Annotated in this window: 20 protein-coding genes; 13 read left to right on the top strand and 7 right to left on the bottom strand. The window is 39.9% G+C overall.

What is annotated here, in order from left to right; translation table 11 throughout:
* Window positions 1-14: 14 nt before the first annotated feature.
* The 7 genes from DWZ47_RS25230 (at window position 15) to DWZ47_RS25200 (ending at window position 6,091) form a co-directional block, all read left to right on the top strand.
* Window positions 15-854, top strand: a complete 840-nt coding sequence (locus DWZ47_RS25230) for a glycosyltransferase family 2 protein (RefSeq protein WP_117515061.1) — start codon at window positions 15-17, stop codon at window positions 852-854.
* Window positions 851-1,483, top strand: coding sequence for an acyltransferase (locus DWZ47_RS25225; RefSeq protein WP_199488165.1), 633 nt, complete (start codon window positions 851-853; stop codon window positions 1,481-1,483). Before DWZ47_RS25230 ends, DWZ47_RS25225 begins: the two co-directional genes overlap by 4 nt.
* Window positions 1,484-1,526: 43 nt before the next feature.
* Window positions 1,527-2,438 carry a glycosyltransferase family 10 domain-containing protein gene (locus DWZ47_RS25220; protein WP_158570397.1) on the top strand — a complete coding sequence of 304 codons (912 nt, stop codon included), beginning with the start codon at window positions 1,527-1,529 and terminating at the stop codon, window positions 2,436-2,438.
* Between the two features lie 16 nt (window positions 2,439-2,454).
* Complete coding sequence (locus DWZ47_RS25215) at window positions 2,455-3,279, top strand: alpha-1,2-fucosyltransferase (protein WP_117515057.1); 825 nt, start codon at window positions 2,455-2,457, stop codon at window positions 3,277-3,279.
* A 1-nt stretch (window position 3,280) separates the two neighbouring features.
* On the top strand, window positions 3,281-4,237 hold the full coding sequence (locus DWZ47_RS25210) for a glycosyltransferase family 2 protein (protein WP_117515055.1): 957 nt from the start codon (window positions 3,281-3,283) through the stop codon (window positions 4,235-4,237).
* A 143-nt stretch (window positions 4,238-4,380) separates the two neighbouring features.
* Entirely contained in the window at window positions 4,381-5,511 is a 1,131-nt protein-coding gene (locus DWZ47_RS25205) for a glycosyltransferase family 4 protein (RefSeq protein WP_117515073.1), read from the top strand.
* A gap of 346 nt (window positions 5,512-5,857) precedes the next feature.
* The gene (locus tag DWZ47_RS25200; protein ID WP_004296628.1) at window positions 5,858-6,091 is read left to right on the top strand and encodes a DUF4248 domain-containing protein; all 234 of its coding nucleotides are present in this window, start codon (window positions 5,858-5,860) and stop codon (window positions 6,089-6,091) included.
* Window positions 6,092-6,150: 59 nt separating this feature from the next.
* On the opposite strand, the gene DWZ47_RS25195 is transcribed toward DWZ47_RS25200, so the two are convergent.
* The 4 genes from DWZ47_RS25195 to DWZ47_RS25185 all read right to left on the bottom strand — a co-directional run bounded on the left by DWZ47_RS25195 (window position 6,151) and on the right by DWZ47_RS25185 (window position 9,852).
* Complete coding sequence (locus DWZ47_RS25195; RefSeq protein WP_117515053.1) at window positions 6,151-6,594, bottom strand: N-acetylmuramoyl-L-alanine amidase; 444 nt, start codon at window positions 6,592-6,594, stop codon at window positions 6,151-6,153.
* Window positions 6,595-6,610: 16 nt separating this feature from the next.
* Window positions 6,611-6,709 (bottom strand): smalltalk protein, encoded by a 99-nt coding sequence (locus DWZ47_RS30475; RefSeq protein ID WP_004303901.1) that lies wholly within the window; start codon window positions 6,707-6,709, stop codon window positions 6,611-6,613.
* 70 nt (window positions 6,710-6,779) lie between these two features.
* Window positions 6,780-7,268, bottom strand: coding sequence for an HU family DNA-binding protein (locus tag DWZ47_RS25190; protein WP_004296631.1), 489 nt, complete (start codon window positions 7,266-7,268; stop codon window positions 6,780-6,782).
* 256 nt (window positions 7,269-7,524) lie between these two features.
* Window positions 7,525-9,852, bottom strand: coding sequence for a DUF3987 domain-containing protein (locus DWZ47_RS25185; RefSeq protein ID WP_117515051.1), 2,328 nt, complete (start codon window positions 9,850-9,852; stop codon window positions 7,525-7,527).
* A 152-nt stretch (window positions 9,853-10,004) separates the two neighbouring features.
* On the opposite strand from DWZ47_RS25185, the gene DWZ47_RS25180 reads away from it, so the two are divergent.
* From DWZ47_RS25180 to DWZ47_RS25155, 6 genes are all read left to right on the top strand, one after another.
* Window positions 10,005-10,364, top strand: a complete 360-nt coding sequence (locus DWZ47_RS25180) for a hypothetical protein (protein ID WP_004303898.1) — start codon at window positions 10,005-10,007, stop codon at window positions 10,362-10,364.
* A 137-nt stretch (window positions 10,365-10,501) separates the two neighbouring features.
* Entirely contained in the window at window positions 10,502-11,008 is a 507-nt protein-coding gene (locus DWZ47_RS25175; protein WP_004303897.1) for a DUF805 domain-containing protein, read from the top strand.
* Window positions 11,009-11,134: 126 nt separating this feature from the next.
* A complete protein-coding gene (locus DWZ47_RS25170) occupies window positions 11,135-13,393 on the top strand; it encodes a hypothetical protein (protein ID WP_004310254.1) in 2,259 nt (752 codons plus the stop codon).
* Between the two features lie 4 nt (window positions 13,394-13,397).
* Window positions 13,398-13,970, top strand: coding sequence for a sigma-70 family RNA polymerase sigma factor (locus DWZ47_RS25165; protein ID WP_004296637.1), 573 nt, complete (start codon window positions 13,398-13,400; stop codon window positions 13,968-13,970).
* Between the two features lie 4 nt (window positions 13,971-13,974).
* Complete coding sequence (locus DWZ47_RS25160; RefSeq protein ID WP_004310255.1) at window positions 13,975-15,042, top strand: RyR domain-containing protein; 1,068 nt, start codon at window positions 13,975-13,977, stop codon at window positions 15,040-15,042.
* A gap of 22 nt (window positions 15,043-15,064) precedes the next feature.
* On the top strand, window positions 15,065-15,358 hold the full coding sequence (locus tag DWZ47_RS25155; RefSeq protein WP_004303891.1) for a RyR domain-containing protein: 294 nt from the start codon (window positions 15,065-15,067) through the stop codon (window positions 15,356-15,358).
* Here DWZ47_RS25155 and DWZ47_RS25150 read toward each other — a convergent pair.
* From DWZ47_RS25150 to DWZ47_RS25140, 3 genes are read right to left on the bottom strand one after another with little or no spacing between them, the layout of a single operon-like run.
* Window positions 15,333-18,614 carry a CHAT domain-containing protein gene (locus DWZ47_RS25150; protein ID WP_004321205.1) on the bottom strand — a complete coding sequence of 1,094 codons (3,282 nt, stop codon included), beginning with the start codon at window positions 18,612-18,614 and terminating at the stop codon, window positions 15,333-15,335. The genes DWZ47_RS25155 and DWZ47_RS25150 overlap by 26 nt on opposite strands.
* A 20-nt stretch (window positions 18,615-18,634) precedes the next feature.
* The gene (locus tag DWZ47_RS25145; RefSeq protein ID WP_004310258.1) at window positions 18,635-19,303 is read right to left on the bottom strand and encodes a hypothetical protein; all 669 of its coding nucleotides are present in this window, start codon (window positions 19,301-19,303) and stop codon (window positions 18,635-18,637) included.
* Between the two features lie 21 nt (window positions 19,304-19,324).
* Window positions 19,325-20,941 carry a formylglycine-generating enzyme family protein gene (locus DWZ47_RS25140; protein WP_004321203.1) on the bottom strand — a complete coding sequence of 539 codons (1,617 nt, stop codon included), beginning with the start codon at window positions 20,939-20,941 and terminating at the stop codon, window positions 19,325-19,327.
* Between the last annotated feature and the right edge of the window lie 43 nt (window positions 20,942-20,984).

Genomic DNA, 20,984 nt, shown 5'->3' with positions numbered 1-20,984 from the left:
TAATAATATAAACAATGAAGCAATGTGATATATCTGTCGTTTTAGGTTCAAAAAATAGAAAACAACTAATAAGAGCTACGATAGAAAGCATAAGGAAAAATAAATTCAATGGTTCAATGGAAATCATTGTGATAGATGGTGGATCAACTGACGGTACGTGTGATTGGTTAGCAAAACAAAGAGATATTCTTACGATAATTCAACCGAATTACACTATAATAGATTTTGATGGCATAAAAAAAAGAAAACATTCTTGGGGTGAATTTATGAATATTGGATTTAGATATGCGCATGGGAAATATATTGTAATGGTTAGTGATGATCTAATTCTTGCTGATGATTGTTTACAAAATGGTTATGACGCAATGGAAAGTTTCTTAAAATCCGGTTTAAAGGTCGGTGCCGGTGCCTTTTATTTTAGAGAATATCCTCGTTATAATTATTATCGTGTAGGTACGCTTGGATCCTATATAGCGCTTAATCATGGCTATTATCTTAAAGCGGCATTAGAAGACGTTGACTATATAGATGAGAAATCGTATAATTTTTATTGTGGAGATGGAGATTTAATAATGCGTTTAAATAATGCAGGTTGGAAAACTGTTGATTTACCTGAATGTTTTGCCTTGCATCTTAATCATAAAGTTTTACCTCATAAATCGTTGCCTCAATGGCGTATTCAGGATGAGAACACTTTTCATAATAAATATTCAAAGTTAATAAATATTCCTTCTCCTCGTAAGGGATTGAAAGAGAAAAAGATAAATCCATTACCTTTTATTAAGCATGCTTATAGCTTTGTTATTCAAGGATATGTAATGAGATTTTTAGATAAATATCGGGTGAAAGAATGATAAAGAAAATGATCAGATTCTCATGGACGATTTTAAATATTATCAGGTTGAATGTTAAGACATATAAACATGATAAAAAATTGTCAATTGGTAGAGGAGTTAGATTAGTGGGAAATATTCGATTTAAGTTGCATCGGAATTATGCAGGATTTACGATAGGCTCTCATACGCGTATAACGAGTGGTGAAAATACTCTTGGAGCCAATATGCGGTCATACATTGAGATTGAGGATGGAGCGATATTAGAAATAAAAGATAATGTTGCTATGAGTGATGTTTCAATATGGGTTCATAATTATGTCAGGATAGGCTCCTATGTTACAATGGGAGCCGGCTGTATGATAAACGATAGTAATAGCCACGCTTTGGACTACTTATCTCGACGTTATGAAAGAGAACTGGTTGATCTGCAAAATTATGCTTGCATAAAACATGCTCCGGTGATTATAGGGAATGATGTTTTTATTGGTGCACGGACAATTATTAATAAGGGTGTTACTATAGGTGATAGAAGTATTATTGCCGCTGGAAGCGTTGTGGTAAAAAATATTCCAAATGATTGTATTGCTGGAGGAAATCCCTGCAAAGTGATAAAACATGTTAATATTGGTAATGATGAAAAAGATTAAAATATTACTGAATCAAATAATTCCTACTGAATTGATAAAACTTATGAGGAAAACAGAAATTGAAGATAAGAGTTCTCCTTTGATTTTCAATCAAACAGGTGAACGGGTGAAAATGATGTTTCTGTCTAGTGATGAGACTGCTCATTCTCCATATTCTCTTATTGCCGGGAGATATCCGAAGAATATATTGTGGGATAGATATAATTATGCTCTGGATACACACTTTTATACTTCATCGAACATTTTTAATATTAAAAACGCGTCAGCTAAAAAATATGCAGTTCTATTAGAATCTCAAGTTATTATACCTCATATTTATAGTAAGGCGAAAAAGAACATAGCTTATCTGAATGATAATTTTGTTAAGGTATTTACATACTCTCCCGAGCTACTGGATAAATTATCTAATTCGGAATTTATTCCCGCTGGAGGGGTCTGGTATGGTACTGATTTGTGGGGAGGGGCAGCAGTCGAATATGCGGATAAAAATAAATTGATATCAATGGTCGCATCAAATAAATCAATGTGTCGAATGCATATTTACCGAAAACAAGTTGCGAAACATCTTATTCCAAATGACAATGTTGATGTTATGGGGAAAGTTGTAAATCGGTACGTTTCATGTGAGGATATTTATAGAGATTATATGTATTCAATTGTAATAGAAAATACGATTGAACCATTCTATTTTACAGAAAAAATTCTAAATTGTTTTGCTTCAAGAACCGTTCCTATATATATAGGTGCGTCAAGAATAAAAGATTTTTTTAATTCGGATGGCATTATTCAAATTGAAGATTTGTCTATTGAAGCTATTGACCGAGCATTGAAACAATGTAGCGATAAAGATTATTGGTCAAGGAGAGATGCCATAGACGATAATTTTAATCGTGTGAAAAAATATCTTTGTACAGAAGATTTTATTTGTGACAAACATCTTGAAATACTATTGTAGTGTAAAAAATAGAAGAATGAAGGTCATTGTATTTCAGGGAGGATTAGGAAATCAGATTTTTGAGTATGCATATTATTCTTATCTCAAAAATAAATATAAAAATGAAAGATTTTTTGCTTATTATCCAAAGTCGGCACTGAAACGACACAATGGTTTTGAACTATCTAGGCGATTTAAGGTAGAAATGCCTCCTACATCTTTGCTCACAAATTTGCTAGGCGGTATTCTTTTTTATCTTAATAAAATTTTTAGAAGGCTAGGCTTTTTGCCATGGTTTATTAATGATGATAGTAATCGACATGAAAATGCATTATTTCATGATGGATATATGCAAGATCGGAAATTTGTTGGAAATAATTTTTCGTTGTTATTTAAATCTTTAGAGTTATCAGGGAAGAATATAGAACTAATTAAACGATTGAAATCAGAGAATTCTGTATCTATTCATATTAGACGAGGGGACTACTTATGGCAAAAAGAAGCTGAAATATTTGGTAATATCTGTACAGATGAGTATTACAAAATGGCAATACAAGCTGTTTGTCAGACAACTGATAATCCATTATTTGTGTTTTTTTCTAATGATCCTGATTATGTGAAAAAGCATTATAAATTAGAAAACATGCTTGTTGTTGATTGGAATACAGGTGATGATAGTTTTATTGATATGTATTTAATGTCTAATTGCAAGTCTATGATATTGGCTAATAGTACTTTTAGTTATTGGGCAGCCATGCTTAATAATAATGTGCAAACTGTTTTTTGCCCTCCAAAATGGTCGAATGTAGATAATCCTCCTGAAATTATTATGGCTAATTGGATAATTATTAATTGCTCTTAATATGAAACCCTTAATTTCGATAATTGTTCCTGTCTATAATGTGGAGACGTACTTAGCTAAATGTGTAGACAGTATCTTGGCACAAACATACACTAATCTTGAGATATTTCTAGTAAATGATGGTAGCTCTGATTGTTGTGGAAAGCTTTGTGATGAATACGCAAAAGAAGATAAACGTATAAAAGTCATACACAAAAAGAATGGAGGATTGAGTGATGCTCGTAATGTGGCGATTGATGTAACAACTGGTGAATTCATTACTTTTATTGATAGTGATGATTATGTTACTGATGACTATATAATGACGCTCTATTCATTGATAGAGAAATATGAGTGTAAAGTTTCAATTGCTTTGTATAACACTTTTGTCGAAGGTTCAAAACCTAAAGTGGTTAATAGGGTTTATAGAGAAGATTGCCAGACAAATATAAAAGCTATAGAAGAGATGTTTTATCAAGAGAAATATGATACGGCATCATGGGCAAAACTTTATCATAGTTCTTTATTTGCTACAGGAATTCGCTACCCAAAAGGCATAGTTTATGAAGACTTGGCTACTACTTATTTGTTGATATTTCAATCTGATAAGGTGGCATTCTGTAATAGAAGGATATATAATTATTTATTACGAAGAGACAGTATTGAAGGGTCATCTTTTAGTTCTAAGAAGATGGATAGTGCATTAAAAGTATGTGAATTGATGGAAAGTCACTTAGATATTCTTGGTAAAGTAATGCAAGCATATCAATGTAGAATGATGAGCTTCTTTTTTCATCTTTTACTTAAAATGCCAGATGGCTATGAACAGCGTAATATGCTTTACAAAAGAATAAAGGCAATACGTTGGTCTGTTTTATGTAATAGTAGGGCAAGGAAAAAAGCACGTGTGGCTAGTTTGCTTTCCTATTTTGGATTAGGCGTCGTGAAAGGTGTGTTTCATTTGATAGATAGGAGATAAATATTTTAGATAATATGCTTTTGCTCTAGAGAGACTGCGTAGGTATATACTTTTTATGGGATTATGGATGCTATTGTTAATATGTAGCAACATTTGTGAGGTTAAGCTCTTGGCTTAATGTTAATTATTTACTCATTTTTGATATGGATAAAATAAAAATAATGCATATCGTGCAATCTTCTGGTGGGGTTGCTCGTTATCTTTCTATGTATTTGAAATATTCGGATAAGAATAGATTTGAACATATATTGATTTGCTCTTTGGATTATAAAATAGAAAAGATGGAATATTTAGCCGAGCATGTAGAATACTTATCTATGGGGAGACAAATTTCTATAATAAATGATGCAAAGGGAATTTGGGCTATACGGAAATTTATAAAAAAGTATATGCCAGATGTCATATATATGCACAGTAGTAAAGCTGGTGCTTTAGGAAGATTGGCAGATATCGGATTTAAAAATATAGTTTTATATAATCCTCATGGTTGGGCATTCAATATGAATAACATATCTGTAATCAAAAAAAAAGTGTATGCATTGATTGAGAAGGTGTTAGCTTATAAAACTAATATGATAATAGCTATTTCTGCTTGGGAAAAGGAGAGTGCTATAAAATATAAAATTTGTTGTTCGGATAAGATTCATATTATACCTAGTGGTGTTGACGTATGCTTGTATGATGAGGAACGAGGTAGATATGACTTAAATAGGAGCAAATTGAAGATACCATTAAACGCTTATATAATAGGTATGGTAGGAAGAATATCTTATGGTAAAGGCCCTGATTTATTTATAAAAGCAGCTGCACTTATTAAAGAAAAAATTCCTAATGCTTTTTTTGTTATTGTTGGAGATGGTGAAGAAAGGGCATCTGTTGAAAATTTACTTTCAGAGATGAGACTAAAAGATGACTTTCTTATAACTGGGTGGGTTTCTAACCCGATAGAATATATCCAACTCTTCGATCAAGCGATGTTATTAACTCGTTGGGAAGGGTTTGGATTGGTGTTAACAGAATATATGTTGGCAGAAAAACCTATAATTACAACTAGAGTGGGAGCAGTTCCTGATTTAATGCAGCAAGGAAAAAATGGCATAATGATCGATGTCGGAGATATCGAAGGAATTGTTGAAGCCTCATTTAAGTTATATACAGATAATCAATATAGGCAGACACTAGTATCTAATGGACGTTCAACTGTGCGAAATTTATATGATATACGCTGTACTGTAAAAGAACATGAACGTTTACTTATGAGTGCGAGATATTGATGATTAAAAAAAATAAGAAATGGTATAAAATAAAATGTTGAGATGTAATAAACACGTGAGTGTTTCGTATGTGAGATGAAAAAAATGTAGGTCCCTAGCTTCATGCTGTTTACAGCATGATTCTCCTACATTGTAGATTAGAAATAGCGCGACGGCGCATTTCTAATCTACGCCCTGTCATCGGAGGTTAAAGCCGATGTGAATTTCCCACTATATCAACTGTCTGTGAAGATCGTTGATATTTTTCGATTTATTCTCATTATACCGGATAATAGTCTCCTCTTTCTTTGTTTATATGTTATAATATTTGTAACTTTATAGCATATAAAACAGTAATAAAGAAACGATGGAACATTCAGACTTTGTAGTGAAATGTTATAATAAACAAGAGTTAGCCCAGATGTATTTTCCTGATTTGACGATTCGTGCTTCAGTCAATAAACTTCGGAGGTGGATGAGGAGATGCAAGCCATTGATGAATGAGATACTGTCTACTGACTTTCATCCGAAGACAAAGGCATTTTCTGTGAGAGAAGTGCGGCTTATTACTTATTACTTGGGAAAGCCGGGAGAACTATAAATGATATAAATATAAAAAACTGCGGGAGACTGCACTTTCGCGAGCTCCCGTAGTTCTTTTTATATATTCATATACTCTTTTCGACTGTCAAAACAGGGACAAGCCTTATGAATCGAAGCACTAAGTTGATAATGCCCCAGGATTTGCGCATCCGGATACTGATGTTTGAGAATCGTCAACAAGTCAAGTAGCGCGAAGCGCTGCGCCTGTGTTCTCGTATCCGCCGGACGACCTTCTTCATCCAACCCACCTTCATAGCAAATTCCAATACTATGCCGGTTGAAACCTCGCACATGCGCACCGGGCTCTGATACCGGGCGACAATGGTGAAGTGCCCCATTACGGGTGATGTAAAAATGATACCCTATGTCCTTGAAACCTCGTTGCAGGTGACATTGTCGAAGCTGCTCTACGGTGAAGGAAACATTGCAGCGCGTCGCGCTGCAATGAATCACCAACAACTTAATCTCACGTGGGAGATAGTTTTCTTCTGAATTTTCCATATCGGTCAGCAGGAGATTAATGTCCCACGCAGGACGTTACACCGATAGCCGAAATGATCGAAGTCGCGATAGTTACAATAAACTGGAGAATGTTTTTCCAAAGTTGCTTTTTCATATAAATTTGAATTAAAGAATAAATACTACTGATACATTATGAACTCAAGAACCAGTCAACAACCGGTTGATTAAGCTGCCGGGTCCGGAGCTTCCCCGCTGCCGGAACCTCCCTGATTATCATCACCGCCATCATCAGGAAGCGGATCTTTATCCGAATCAGTGGAAGAATCACTTTTATACAATGTATAATCCAATGTCTTACACAACTTGCGGAGATCACTACCCGGATAGAAGAGCACTTTGCCCTTATCAATGCATGATGCCTTGAATTCCTTTGCCGTATCGGTAGGAGTACCGGTCTTGATACTCATACGGAAATTACCCAGGTCACCCATCTGGACGATATTTCCTTCATCCAGTACATTGACGATTTCGAGCAAAAACTCACCGATACAACCTTCCAGTTCCCCTTTGGAATAAGAAGAGCGTTCAGTGATACGTTTACAAACTTCCTTGACCGTCACTTTACGACCGCTACGCGCCACTGCATAAAATTTCGGAGTTTCACTAGGTTTCAACAGGTTCTTACGAGCCATGAGAGTGTAATTCTGTGCCATAACTTTTAATTTTAAATCATTAATTTTTAATTGTTTAATTGCCTTGTAATCGATTACATGACAAAAGTACTACATCGGGAAAGCGGCATGACGCATAATGACGCACACAGGCGCACAGATAAAAAGAAAAAACATCGGGAGATTTGTATCGAAACTTCCCAATGTTTGATTTCAATCATTGAGATGTTTTTTTCAAATCTCCCGATGTTTTTCCGGACTCTTCAAAAGGACAAAAGGACAAAAAGGACAGATGTGACTATTGCTCATTCATCTTGGTATAGGAACCATGGGATATCTTATTGATCTTTACTCCATTAAGCGATTTTAGCAGACGTGTTACCTTACGATGGTTGAAATCGTATTTTGCGCCAATCTGAATCGCTTCATCTGTCGTGAAACTGTCGGGCAACTCTTGAACAAAATTACGAATAGTGTCTGGATTCTTCAGTGGACGGACCGAAGGAGACGGCATGGATGAGTGCAACAGCCGGCTATGTTCGTAACAACATAGAACGATTTGAAGAGAACGCTCAAAATCAGCGTCCGTGCAATAAATCTCGGGAGAAAGATCGGTTGCCTCAAATTGCCGGATACGGGTCTGGATCATACTGATACGCATCACCAGAAAAGCATAGCGTTTCACTACAGCTTGGAGGTCATCGTTGCCTTCCAATGCCACCTCGGACAGCATACGTGAGAAAATCTCATTCAGACGGTTCCATTGCAGGCGGTTGAAATGAAAAAGAACCGGATGAGCCAGACAGAAGTGATATAATTCGGAGACACGATGCGCAATCGGTTTGAAAGAATCTTCCAGTGAGACGCAGTCGTCGCCCATTTCTTTCCAGTGCGGAGCTTCGCGGAAAGTGTAAATCAGGGTGCGGCTGGGCAATCCGTTTTCGTAGCTGCTCAATAGGCCGTCTATTTGTCCGGGAGTACCCGTCAGCAACAAAGCCAATTTGGGATGGCGTATATAGATCGGAATGAGGCCGTTGGCTTTGTAGGAAGAATCTATATTTTCGTGCTCAAAAGCCTTGCGGAGCATATCGTCGAAATTGCCACAATCCAGATGATTGGCTGTGGATAGCGTTTGTGCCTCCGTGTCGAAAATGATGCTTCCCTGTGGACCGTTGTCCTGCATCTGCATTTGCATGCGGGTATAGCTGGTAGTAGCAGGAATGAATAGCATTTTGAAAGGAGGTCGTTGAGGTTCTTCGGAGCATGCTTCTCCTTTCTTTTTCTGTTTTTGATATTCTGATTGCCAGTTATTATGTACAGTTTGGTAGTTTTTCATCATAGATTCACTGGTAGACAGGATTTCTGAATGTATTTCTTCCAACAGGTATCGTCCGGTTTGGGCGATGCTTTTACCACTGGCGGCAGGCGAAAGTATGACACTGAATATATGCGTGGAGTATTTTTTATGATTATAAATTCCGAAAGTCTGCGGAAGTGCTGCGCTCAAGGCCGTGAGATCGGAAAGGAGAGCGACATCTTGTTCGCGTTCGCTTCCGTCTTCAATGATACAGTCATTTAATAGGTCGGGAAGATTATTGTACAAACTGCGGGGAAATAAAGGAGTTCCTTTTCGGAATTCTTCTCCCAGCCAATAGGCTTCGTCGTCGGTATCGGAATTTTCTGCAGTACTATATTGTCTTTTTGTCCTTATGTCCTTTTGAAAAGAAGGGGCGCTGGCCGGAGAGGAAGCGGGTGCATGTTCATTAACTTGTTTATATCCAGACGATAAAACCTTTGTTAGTTCTTCGGGACGAAAATCCGTGTGCTCGAAAAATACAGTAAGTTCGCGTAATATGCTTTTCTGGGGATAGTGTCGGCGGCAGGCTTCGCAGGCAAGTTTGAAGACGTTGGAATGGCGCTGACCGGCTGTTAGCGGATGAAAGAAAATATAGGACGAAATAAATTGGGCGATTCCTTCTTCAGACACGTTTTCCGGAGTATTATCCTGAAGGGGAAAGGGAGGAAGCACTTCATTTTCAGAGAAAGTGTTTGTTTCTTCTTTTATAAGTGGCTCCAACACAAATGCCTGATAGAGCGCCGCAACATATCCGTTGGGGGAATAACTGAAATAACACAGGCGACTTTCGTCCTTGCATGCCGGGTCACTCTCCAATCCCAGCAGTTGATTGTAGTAGCGGCTCACTAGTTGCTGCCCTTCACGATGGCGGTTTTCGATACCTTCTACATAGGCGAAAACTTTCACTCCGTCGGTAGGGCTTTCTATTGCCGCTACTGTGTGGGGATCTGCCGCACAACGTTGGATGACTTGAAGACGATCTTTTACATGATCGTAATCAAGTCCGACAATATGGCTGGGGAGAAGAAAGTTTTTGATAGCGTGCGCTCCGTCGAATGTGCCTGCCGGAGTGAAGCAGGGGAGTTGGTTTTTCAGCTTCTGTGCCGCGGCATGGTCTCCTTCTGCATAGTACCGCCGAATAGCGTTTATGATGGAGGCATAGATCGGATGAATGCACATAATAATGACTTCAAGGAAAGACATGACTCGGGGCTTTTTTGAATACACATTTTCGTAAACCGAGACTTTGATTTCTTCTAAAACTTTCATATAAAATTGTTTTTGTAAGATTGAGCTACCTGACTATCAGATAACGGGAACAAAGGTCGGGATATTAAAAATAGGGTTGCTTCCCTATGTGGATAGCACTTGATAAAGCAAATAAAAAATGAAATATTATAATTTATTAATCATAGAATGACATGGCAAAAGAAAAACAGGAACCTTATGAGTTTTTAAGCAATTTGGTATTGGCTTTAATGGATATGGATCGTATTTTCAGTAACAGTTTTTTCATAAGCGAATTCGCTATCTCTCCTAAAACATTAGGGGAGATAAGGCGGGGAGAGGATATGTGCATTTATCAGTATGTACGGGTGATCCGGTGTATGACGAAATATCTTCATTTGATTATTCAGCTGGATATGTTGCTGAAGGAGTTAAGAATCGTACTGTCTTCCCATTGTGACTTGGTGGTCGCTACGGTTCCGCATCGTTCTTGCGGAACTTGTCAGCCGACAGAATGGGTGGCAGTGATGCATTGGGATGGAGTGAAATTGTGATTTCTACAGAAAATAGGGCATTTTTTCAATCTTTTTGCCCGATTTCTTTCTTTATTTAATTTTTTTTATATCTTTGCTTTCATATTGAGAAACACGGATAAAAACTCACTTATTTATTCATATAAATTTAATAAATTATGTTCAAAGCTCCTTTCTCATTTGACGGGCGTATTCGTAGAATTGAATATTTCCTGTCGGGCATTATCGGTGGTATAGTTTCCAGTATTGCATGGGCACTTGGTGTAGGTACATTTATTTTGGGTGCTGCCAGCGGATCGGCCGGTGGATCAGTATTTGGTTTATTGATCGGTCTTGCTGCTATGATTGCTTCCATTTGGTTCTCTTTGGCACAGGGTGTGAAACGTCTGCACGACTTAAACAAATCCGGTTGGCTGATTTTGTTGTGCTGTGTGCCTATCATTGGTTGGATTTTTGCATTGTATATGTTGTTTGCAGATGGTACGGTAGGTCCTAATCCTTACGGAGCAGATCCGAAAAACCGTATGCCATATCAGGCACAGCCTGCTTCTGTAAATGTGACTGTAAACGTTTCAAGAGAAGAGGTGAAAGTTGACAAGCCGGTGGAGGATGCTCCCGCACCTGCAGAAGCTCCAGCGGAGGAGAATAAAGAAAAAGCTGAATAATCTTATTAAAGAAGAAATAAGAAAGCCTCTTGCAAAATTCGTTTTGCAGGAGGTTTTTTGTTACTAATCTGTTTGTTATTCAATATTTTGTATAAATTTGTAGAATAAATAATCAATCTATCGAATATGTATATGTTAAGCACAGTAATCTCTCAAACTGGTGAATGCAATGCACAGCACGCGACAGACCCTTGTTTTTTAAATCAATGGGGATATTCTACCCTTTTGTTAATCATTATCGGGATAGGTTTAGTATACCTGCTTTTTAAGAAACGGAAATTCTTAGTGGATAACCTGAAATGGATTGCAGGTACGGTATTTATTGCAGGTTTCCTGATATATTGGTATGCTTTTAATGAGGGAGGGAGTGATAGTAATTCGATAGCGTTGACGTTTAGGTCTGCTCTGTCTTCTATGGAAATGTTCGCTTCGCATTCCGATCTTTTGGAGGTTCCTGAAGATCTGCATCATGATCCTTTCTACATGACGATATTTTCTGTGATACATTTCCTGGCCGTTATAGTGAGTGCGGTTTTTATCATCAAACTGTTAGGATTCAGATTCATCTCATGGGTGCGGTTATGTATGGCGAATCTTTCAAGAAAGAAGAAATGCCGGCTGTTTATTTTCTGGGGTGTCAATGATAATGCGATATTGCTGGCTAACAGTATAAGAAAAAAAGCGGCAGAGCCAAAGGGGAAGAATGAAGAAGGATGGGAGAATTGTAAGTTCATTTTCGTGAGGTTGCTTTCTGCTAATGAAAGCAGTTCTCATGGCCGGTTCACATTCAGTCATTTCTTTAATTCGTCTCATGACGGAACTGAAAAATTCATAGAAAAGATAGAAGAGCTTGACGGCATACTGGTTAACTCTAAATTTGGAATCACAGGCCGGGTTATAGATAAAGTCAAATCGGAATTTGATTTATACAAATATCTCGGATTGAGGAGATTGGGAAACCTAATCAAGAAGTACCCGCAGGCAACTTTCTATTTCTTGTCTCCCAATGAAGAACTGAATCTGGAGGCGGTGTCTGTTTTTAAGGAAATAGCGAAATGTAAAGAAGATAGAGTCCATAATCAGGTTCAGATTTATTGCCATGCGCGTAAGAACAACCAGAACCAGAAGTTGGAAATATGTGATGGGTTGAAACATCAGATTCATATCATCGACTCGTCTAATCTTGCTGTATTGCAATTAAAAAAGAATGTGAGGAATCACCCCGTGAATTTTGTAGATGTCGATACATCGAAGGCTTGTGTAAAGAAACCTTTTACGTCGATGATTATTGGCTTTGGAGAAACCGGACGTGATGCATTTCGTTTTCTATATGAGTTTGGGGCATTGATCGATGTAAATGGCAATAGGAACCCTCAAAAAATATATGTGGTTGATGAACATATAGATGAATTGAAAGGTGATTTTTTAATGAAAGCACCTGCCTTGAAGGAGAGGAAAAATGAGTTGGAATGGTGTGAAGAAATGTCTATCCATTCCGAACGTTTTTGGGAAAAATTTTCTGAAATCATTCATGATCTAAACTATGTTGTAATTGCTATAGGAAATGATAATGAAGGGATGGCATTGGCGATTGATCTCTACGAATATGCCTATCGATATAGAAAGGATTGTTTCAATGATTTTAGGATTTATCTGCGCGTCAATGGAAGTTGCAACACCATTCAGCTGAAGCAAATAAAAGAGTATTTTAATATTTATGGCAATACCCGGGATGTAATCATAACTTTTGGAGCGCAGGAAGAAATATTCTCGTACGATGTGGTATCGACAGATGTGCTTGAAGTATTGGCAAAGGAATTTTATTATGCATATCAGAAAATTATGATTGACGCAATGCCTGAAACGAATGAGAAGGAAATTGAAGAGAAGAAGAAAGCGAAGGAAAGCCTGAAGCAAACAGCGGAAGAAGAATGGAATGCGCGTAGAGAGGCATTGCAGGACAAGCATAGCTTGGATGCACAAATTAAATTGGCTTATCAGGAAGAGCAGGATAGGGCTAATGTATGGCATATCGATACCAAAAAGTTTTTAGCCGGGGCCATGGGAGAGGATGGCAAAGATAATAAGGAAAGATTGAAAGAGATGGTTGAGCTGACGCAGCGTGATGCCCATACATTGAACTATTCTAAGGTTTGTGACGTTGTTTCCAGTACATTATTTGATAATTTGAGTAAGTGCGAACATTTGCGTTGGAATGCATGTATGGAACTGCAAGGATTTGTAACGTGTGACGGAGATAAAGACTTTCAGCAGAAGAAGCATAAATGCATCGTCGATAATGATATTTTAAGAAGTAAATATCCGGAAACCATCCCTTATGACCAGTGTGTGGTTGAGCTAAGTTTTAGATTGAAAAAGAACTAACTATATGACAGATCAGGAAATAGTCGACGGATTAATCAATCGGGATGAAAAAATCACCGATTGGTTTTTCAACATAAAATATCGTCCGTTGTTTATCAATGTAATTAAGCTGATATTTGATTACCAGGTTGATTACGATGAATGTATCAGCGAACTCTACTATCATCTAATGAAGAATGATGCTGCCGTTCTTCGTAATTTTGAGGGACGTAGCACCATTGGAACATGGATTAAGATTGTGGCAATTCGTTTTTTCTGTTCCCGGAAAAAACGTGAACAGATGATAGAAGACGAGAGTAAAGAGCCTCTTTATGAGCAGAATCATGAAGAAGAAATAGACGACTCTGAATCGAAAATAGCCGCAAAGATTGATTTGGAACGTTTGTTCGATCTGATGTCGAATAAGCGGTATGTGATGGTCATCAGGGAATTAGTACTCAAAGAGGTCGAACCTGAATTTTTAGCATTATCTATGGGAATAACTGTTGCTAATCTGTACAATATTAAAAAGCGTGCGCTGGCAGCATTGGCTCACTTAGCTATGAATGATAAGAAGAAGTATGAAAACAAAAGATAAAAATATGATAACCGAAGAATTGTTGGCTGCTTTTGAAGAAGGTAAGACGAATGCTGAAGAAACAGCTTTGGTACTTGAATATCTGGCGACTGATGAAAGTTTGCAAGAGGAATTTATCTTGTCTCAACAGTTGGATGCCATGATGGGAGCTGATGATGAAGAAACGGACTTCCTGCCAATGGCGCAGATGGCAGCCAAATCGGAAGGTAATCTTTGTGATTTCCAGTGTGAGCAGTTTATTTTGAAACGTAGAAAGATTGAATATAATTCGGATGAACTCTCGGAGGAGGCCAGGAATAACAGTTGGTTGAGGGAGAGGGGAACTCCTTTGCATAGTGTAGGCCGCCTGCTCGAACAACGCGGATTGATTGTGATGCGCAGTTATGGTTCCAGTATTGACAGTGTCATACGTGCCCTCAAGGCCGGACATGATGCGATTGTTGTGGTAAATAGTTGCCGGTTGCCGGGAAATAGTGAGGAGGAAATTGCTTATCATGCAGCAGTAGTGCTTGACGTAAATGAAGAGGAAGTGACGCTTTATGATCCTGCAACAGGAGAGGAAAGTACGGCCTATCCCAAGGATCACTTTATTGCGGCATGGAATGATGCAAAAGCGTATCTTGCGAGAGTGAAAGTGCCTGATCTGGATTATAATCCGCGGCCTATTGATCTGGAAGATGTTGAATTGAGCACTGATTTGATTGAATTGCGTGAAGCCATTGCTGAAAATGCGCACGAAATCTGGGCCGACCAGCGCCAGGAAGAGGGATGGACTTATGGACCGCAGAGGGATGACGAGAAGAAAGAGACTCCGGACATGGTGCCTTATTCCATGCTTCCTTATTCGGAAAAAGAATATGATCGACGTATGGCGTTTGATACGATCAAGCTGATGAAAAAGCTGGGGTATAGTATTATCAAACAGGGCGATACGGCTCTTCATAATGAGCTGATGAGAAAATTGAAGAATGAAGGTGATGCCAAAGTCTGTGAATGTGGTGCGTCTATTTTTATGGACCAAATCTATTGCAGTCATTGTGGTAAAAAGATAGATTGGAAATTGTTCCGCTAATATATAAATAATGAATCATAAAATGAAAGAGTATATTCCCAATCCGGTGGATACAGGACATATCCAACTCCCGAAGGAGTTGGAATATTTGGTAGAAGAGATGGCTAAGAATGTTCATGAAGTCTGGTCGAAAACCAGAATAGAACAAGGTTGGACGTATGGAAAAAAGCGGGATGATGTGTTGAAGCAGCATCCGTGCCTGGTTCCGTATGAAGAATTACCTGAAGAAGAAAAGGTGTACGACAGAAATTCTTCGGTGGAAACCTTGAAACTGATTATGAAACTAGGGTTCAAGATTTCGAAGGATGAGGAATAGGCGATTTGCCTGCATCCAACAAGATAAATGGTGCCCAATATTTACTGTCTGCATATCCGTTCTCACGAAGGTACTGTTGCGCTTTTATAAGAGCCTGTCGTTCGGATAACCCTGAAATGATGTTCTCATAGAATTTAGTCATGAGAAGCATGGAGGCCTGGTCGTCAACAGCTGAAAGTGTCATGAGGATGGTTTGTACTCCTGCATTCTTAAAGCCTCGTTGAAGACCGAAAAGACCATCCGCACCAAGAGTACCTTGACCGGTGTTGCAGGCAGAAAGAACAACCATACGACAACCGCGGAGGTTTAGTGTACTGATTTCATCTGCACGGAGCAGTCCGTCGTTATTCTCTTCCGTGGCATTGGCGCCGGACATAATCAGGAAGCAATGCTTCATCGCATCATCGGCTTCACGTTGCTTCAATTCTTTATAGTCTCCGTGAGTAGCTATGTGAATCAACGAAACAGCTTTGCCGTCGAGTGCCCGGAACTGCTTTTCCGTTCCGTTTTCACCTACGAATAGATTGGTTTTAATCTTCTTTTCTTTCAATAGGGAATTTACGTTATTTACTTCATTGAGCGTATATGGTAACTCATGATACCCATTCTGTCCGTTACGGAATTTCCCGGAGTTATGATCTGTAGAAACAATATTGCGAACTTTGGTTGAAGCCATTTCGTAGTCTAATCCTCCGAAAAGTGCGGCTGATGAGTAGTTCAGTGAAGCTTTGTCGAGTGCGATTTCTTTTGTTGACGATAAACGATAGACGGCTTTCTGGAATGCTAACGGCAGGTTACCCGCTCCATACGGAAGATATTCTACAGGTAACTGATGAAGTATCCCGTCAGGTGAAAAATAAATAGTATCCGCTTTGCTGATATATTCATCCAGCGCTTTCCAGAAATGTGCCCCGTTTTCGGTTGTGGTGAAAGCCGTAGGCGATTGCATCTCTTTCGATAGCAATTTCTGACTCATTAACTTGATTGCGGTGGGAGACGTGTCGCCCGGACGAAGTACGAAAGCGGCCAGGTGTTTGTCCGGAGCTAGTAGTTCATCGTCTATGAGAGCAAATTCTATGGCGATGGAGTTTCCATGCAGATGCTTTTGTACGTCCTGCCATTTGACAGAAAGATAACGGGTATAGTCGCCGAAATCAGTAGATTTTCGCATCAAGTCCAGTTGCAGCTGTTCATACTCCTCTTTCTGGCGGATGATATTTTTCCGTGCTTCCGTCTGATTGGTTGCATTCGGGAGTTCACTTTGCATGGATAAAATTTGTTCCGCCATAAGGGTAGCCTTGTTGTATTGGTCAAGCAGGGATTTATCTCCCGAAGCGCGGATCAGAGACTCCAGTTCAATAGACGAATTGAGCATAATACCTTTTGAAAACAATAATGCATCGTAACCTAACCGGGCAAAACGTTGTTTTTGTTCAGGTGTACCTGTTGCGGCGATATTGGCTGCACGGAGGGGAATACTGTCCAGTGAGGAACGGATATCCTTCCAGAATGCCAGGCGTTCATCGGCTTTCGAGAGACGGAAAAGATTACGCAGCGCGGTTGTTTCGCTGGAGAGGAAAGGTTCCATATAGGCTAATGCCTTGTCGGTCTGTCCTTGGGTATAGTAGATGTCAGCGATAGTCCCTAATGCGGAGACATACATCAAACCGTCTTCTCCCCATTGCAGGCGATAAGCGTCCAATTGTTCAAGATTCTCTTTCAATAGCCTGTTTAAAACCGCCATTCGTTGACGTTCGGCATCCTGTTCTGTCTGCCTGGCTGCTGTCTCATTGCCCATCATGGTGTGGCAACGATTCAGACTGCTAAGTGCATCCTGATATTTTACATCACTGCCGGGAAGAATTTTGTAAATGTCTGCAGCCTGTTGGTAGTTTGCTGCTGCTTCTGCATATTGTTTTTGTCGGTATAAGATACTGCCTCTGGAACGCAGAATTTCCCCCATCTTATCTGACTTATCACCCGTCGGAAGCAGTTTTTCGGCTTTTGTGAGTATTTCGAGGGCTTTTCCGTACTCCTTGGTGAATCCGTAGTTACGGCACAATGCAACGGAGGCGTCTACATATTTGTCCAGTTTGTCCGGCAACATCTGTGCATAAACCGACAGTGCCTGGTTGAGCATACGATTGGAGGCCTCATACTTGGCGGCAATGCTATAATTGAGTCCGCCCAGATAAGATTCCAATGCAAATTTAGCCTGTTCGGCAGGATTGTTGCGAAGGATGTCTGCTGCCAGTTCGTAGTATTCGCCGGCAGATGCGTGATCTTGTATTCCGGAAAGAAATTGCGCATAGTTGTGGCGTACTTTAAAAACAATCTCCTTATCAGTATTCACATCGCATTTCTTTAAAGCATCCAGAAAATGTGCCCTTGCCTTATCATTGTTACCTATGCTGGCAAAATACTGGGCACGCTCGGTCAGGCAATCAGGTTCGTCGCAAGGCTTTTCCAATTCTTTTTTATTGTGAGCTTCTACCAATTTCATGTATTCTAATACTTTCGGCTGATTGTTCAGTTCCACGTAGATGGATGATATCCAATCGAGAAGTTGCTCGTATTCTTTTGAATCGTCAGGAAAGATGTTGAAGGCCTGCTCATAATAAGTGACTCCTACATCTTTACGTCCCGACAGGTAGTACAACGAACCTATCTGCTGGAGTTGACGGGCAACTGAAAGGGACTTTTCGCCATACATCTTTTTACTGATGGCTATTTCCTCTTCTACGATGGCACTTGCTTTGTCCATTTCTCCTAAAGCTATGTAGCAGCGGGCGAGATTGATATGAAACATGAATGCCTGTTCAGGACGGGGCTGAATGCGACTGCACAGTTCCCATGTCTTGCCATGAATTTCTGCTGCTTTAGGATAGTCTTTTGCAACAGTCAGGTAGTAGAGTCCTGTGTTGTTCAGGGAGGAAATGTATTTGATATTTGTTTCGCCCAGTATGGTCTTGCGCATATCTGCTGCCATTTGTGTATAGGTTAGTCCTTCGGGACGTTCCAGATTCAGATAACAACGGCCGAGAATGTGCAGGCAGGTAGCGCGTTCCGCACTCTGTGTCTTTCCTGTTTTGACATATAATTCATCCGCTTGTTTCAGTTTGGTAATGGCAGTTGGGTAATCTTGTTTACTTTCTAGTTTTTGAGCTTCTTCAACCAGTAGGTCGGCTTGGCTTGTAGTCTGTGAGTAGGCTGTCAGACATAGACAGGCTAATAGAGATAGAATGAATTGTCGCATATAATAGAGATTTTAGTGGATTAAAATAAGATCAAGGCAAAGCTCCCGTCTCTCTTGCTTTTATTGGTGATCGAGACGATGATTTTATATCGTTCATCCGAGCTAACCTTTTCTTTTCGGAAGGGAAGACCTTTCCGGACGCTGTCATTACATTTGTATTCCCGTTCACTTTTCGATTGATAACCGATTGTCTTTATTTTCCAACTGAAAGAGCGATTCACCTCTGCCACACAGCCTATCTGCGAGGTTCCCGAACAGCTCGGAATCTCGAAAGTACAGGTCTGACCGGCAGCCACCATTTTGGTATCTAATCTTACTTTGTTGGCGGAGTCCTTATCACCTCTCATCCTCGCTTCTGCTGCATACTTGTCCGCAATTTCATAGATTGTTTCATTATCAACGCAGGCTTGAATGAATTCGTAGTCAAATACCAGATGTCCTTTCAGGCTCAAGACATCGCCCTTGGTTTGTTTGACGGTTAATGGGATAGGGGCTGCATCACGCAGCGTTTTGCTTACTGCCAGCAGTTGTTCGCCACTGGCAAAGCCGCCGTCCAATGCTTCACATGCTTTCTTACAGGCGTCGAACACCGTTTCAAAGGGTGTCGTTGTCTGTGCATTGGCACTCATTTGCCCTCCGATGGAAAAAAACAGGAGGATGAATACTCTGAAAATAGTTTTCCTGCTCATTTTTATTCTGCATTCATAGTGTTATTGAATAGGATTAAGTACCACACGAAATCCGATATGTGGTTCTGATGTATCGTAAGTCTGTACGCTACGATGGCGAATGTCCATATCACGTTCGTTGGCCAGGTAGCTGCCTCCTCTCACTATCTTTTTATGGTGTCCGGGATTCTCTGCCGGACCTTGGGGATCTGTGACCCGTGTATTTTCATACCGGCTCATCCAGTCTGTACACCATTCGGCGGCGTTGCCTGACATGTCGTATAAATCGAATCCGTTTTCGCGTTTCTCGCCAACGGGATGCAGGCGTTCATTGGCATTGGAGGCATAGTAGGCTACATCACGAATGTTGTCTGAACCGGCATAAGGATAGCTTTCGCCTCCGGCGGCTGCATACTCCCATTGCGCCTCCGTAGGGAGGGAAAAAGGTAAACCGGTGAGCTTGTTCAGTTTCTTGGTGAAGGCCTCTGCATCATTCCACGTTATATGTGTCATAGGCAGCATGCCTTCTTCCGTAACAATGGAGTCATTCATAATGGCATACCACAACGAACGTGTTACTTCGTATTTACACATATAATAATCGGAACTTAATACAACGGTGTGCTGCGGTGAGTCATATCCTTTTCCCATAGTTTTCCCCATGATGAATTCTTTGTTTTTGGCCGGAATCAGCAGCATATTATTCATCATGTCCACCAGGGAGCGGAGCTGGGGCAGTGTGATTGTGGGATTCCATTTTACGTCTACCCATTCTTTCTCTCTGTCTTTTATATCCCTGTTTCCGGTGTTGTTTACGGAAGCGCGTCCGTCATTCCGGAGTGCATTGAATTCATGCAGGATGGAGTCGCATGTAGATTTCAAAGAACTGTCCGGGTGTTTCTTTATGAAACTACTATAATCGTCATAAGTGCGGCAATCCTTGAATTCCAGTTTTTGTTCTGCCGTTCTTTGGATGGAAGTATAAGTTTTGCTTCCTGCTACTATTAATGATAGAGCAATGAAAGTCATCACAAGCCATTTGGCAGATACATAAGAAGGTTTTGATAACATTTGTTTCAGGAGGTCACCCTTTATATCTTTGAATCGGGCTACTCGTGAGTTGCTGTAAAATACAGCTTGAAAATCTTTTAATCCGCTAATGTCCGGTGGTAGTTGCAGGGTGGCGAAATCATAGCTTTCACTTTCCTGCGGAGCAATCGGAATGATATTTATCTGTTTGGGGTTTCTACTCCGGCGGTGTAACGCACGGCCTAATTCTATCCGGACAAAATCGATTTCTCCGGTATGGCTGATCTGCTTAATTTCCGTTTCAAACTCTTCATAGGTCAAGGATGCCATCCGTTCGTAGAAAGCCACTTCTTCCATGTCCCATGTTGCTTTTTCGCCTGTCTCGACCGCTTCTTCATTGAGCGGGCGGATCGTTGTAAACGTCTCCGGCACCATAAACATAATGAAGTCTTTGCACTCATCAATACGGCGAATCAACTCAACATCAAACCGACCGTTTAAATTGTCTTTATCAAAGCTCACCCTTTTGCGGAATCCGGATTCTTCCAGCATCAGTTGTAGCATTTCAGGCTTGTCGCCCGAACATCTTTTACGGTAACTTATGAATATGTCGTAATTATGCTTGCTCATCAGCTGCTAAGATAATAAAAAGAAACAGATTTGTCAATCTTAC

The sequence above is a fragment of the Bacteroides sp. AF32-8BH genome (genome assembly GCF_003435205.1).
In the GTDB taxonomy this organism is placed as follows: domain Bacteria; phylum Bacteroidota; class Bacteroidia; order Bacteroidales; family Bacteroidaceae; genus Bacteroides; species Bacteroides ovatus.
This window is presented reverse-complemented; position numbering and strand designations above follow the sequence as displayed.

Bases quoted from the DNA above. Each gene is read 5' to 3' on its own strand.
- DWZ47_RS25185 (WP_117515051.1), bottom strand. From the start codon at position 9,852: ATGAAAGTTTTAGAAGAAATCAAAGTCTCGGTTTACGAAAATGTGTAT.
- DWZ47_RS25210 (WP_117515055.1), top strand. From the start codon at position 3,281: ATGAAACCCTTAATTTCGATAATTGTTCCTGTCTATAATGTGGAGACG.
- DWZ47_RS25160 (WP_004310255.1), top strand. From the start codon at position 13,975: ATGATAACCGAAGAATTGTTGGCTGCTTTTGAAGAAGGTAAGACGAAT.
- DWZ47_RS25175 (WP_004303897.1), top strand. From the start codon at position 10,502: ATGTTCAAAGCTCCTTTCTCATTTGACGGGCGTATTCGTAGAATTGAA.
- DWZ47_RS25205 (WP_117515073.1), top strand. From the start codon at position 4,381: ATGGATAAAATAAAAATAATGCATATCGTGCAATCTTCTGGTGGGGTT.
- DWZ47_RS25200 (WP_004296628.1), top strand. From the start codon at position 5,858: ATGGAACATTCAGACTTTGTAGTGAAATGTTATAATAAACAAGAGTTA.
- DWZ47_RS25145 (WP_004310258.1), bottom strand. From the start codon at position 19,303: ATGAGCAGGAAAACTATTTTCAGAGTATTCATCCTCCTGTTTTTTTCC.
- DWZ47_RS25220 (WP_158570397.1), top strand. From the start codon at position 1,527: ATGAGGAAAACAGAAATTGAAGATAAGAGTTCTCCTTTGATTTTCAAT.
- DWZ47_RS25190 (WP_004296631.1), bottom strand. From the start codon at position 7,268: ATGGCACAGAATTACACTCTCATGGCTCGTAAGAACCTGTTGAAACCT.
- DWZ47_RS25140 (WP_004321203.1), bottom strand. From the start codon at position 20,941: ATGAGCAAGCATAATTACGACATATTCATAAGTTACCGTAAAAGATGT.
- DWZ47_RS25180 (WP_004303898.1), top strand. From the start codon at position 10,005: ATGGCAAAAGAAAAACAGGAACCTTATGAGTTTTTAAGCAATTTGGTA.
- DWZ47_RS25195 (WP_117515053.1), bottom strand. From the start codon at position 6,594: ATGGAAAATTCAGAAGAAAACTATCTCCCACGTGAGATTAAGTTGTTG.
- DWZ47_RS30475 (WP_004303901.1), bottom strand. From the start codon at position 6,709: ATGAAAAAGCAACTTTGGAAAAACATTCTCCAGTTTATTGTAACTATC.
- DWZ47_RS25165 (WP_004296637.1), top strand. From the start codon at position 13,398: ATGACAGATCAGGAAATAGTCGACGGATTAATCAATCGGGATGAAAAA.
- DWZ47_RS25215 (WP_117515057.1), top strand. From the start codon at position 2,455: ATGAAGGTCATTGTATTTCAGGGAGGATTAGGAAATCAGATTTTTGAG.
- DWZ47_RS25225 (WP_199488165.1), top strand. From the start codon at position 851: ATGATAAAGAAAATGATCAGATTCTCATGGACGATTTTAAATATTATC.
- DWZ47_RS25150 (WP_004321205.1), bottom strand. From the start codon at position 18,614: ATGCGACAATTCATTCTATCTCTATTAGCCTGTCTATGTCTGACAGCC.
- DWZ47_RS25155 (WP_004303891.1), top strand. From the start codon at position 15,065: ATGAAAGAGTATATTCCCAATCCGGTGGATACAGGACATATCCAACTC.
- DWZ47_RS25170 (WP_004310254.1), top strand. From the start codon at position 11,135: ATGTATATGTTAAGCACAGTAATCTCTCAAACTGGTGAATGCAATGCA.
- DWZ47_RS25230 (WP_117515061.1), top strand. From the start codon at position 15: ATGAAGCAATGTGATATATCTGTCGTTTTAGGTTCAAAAAATAGAAAA.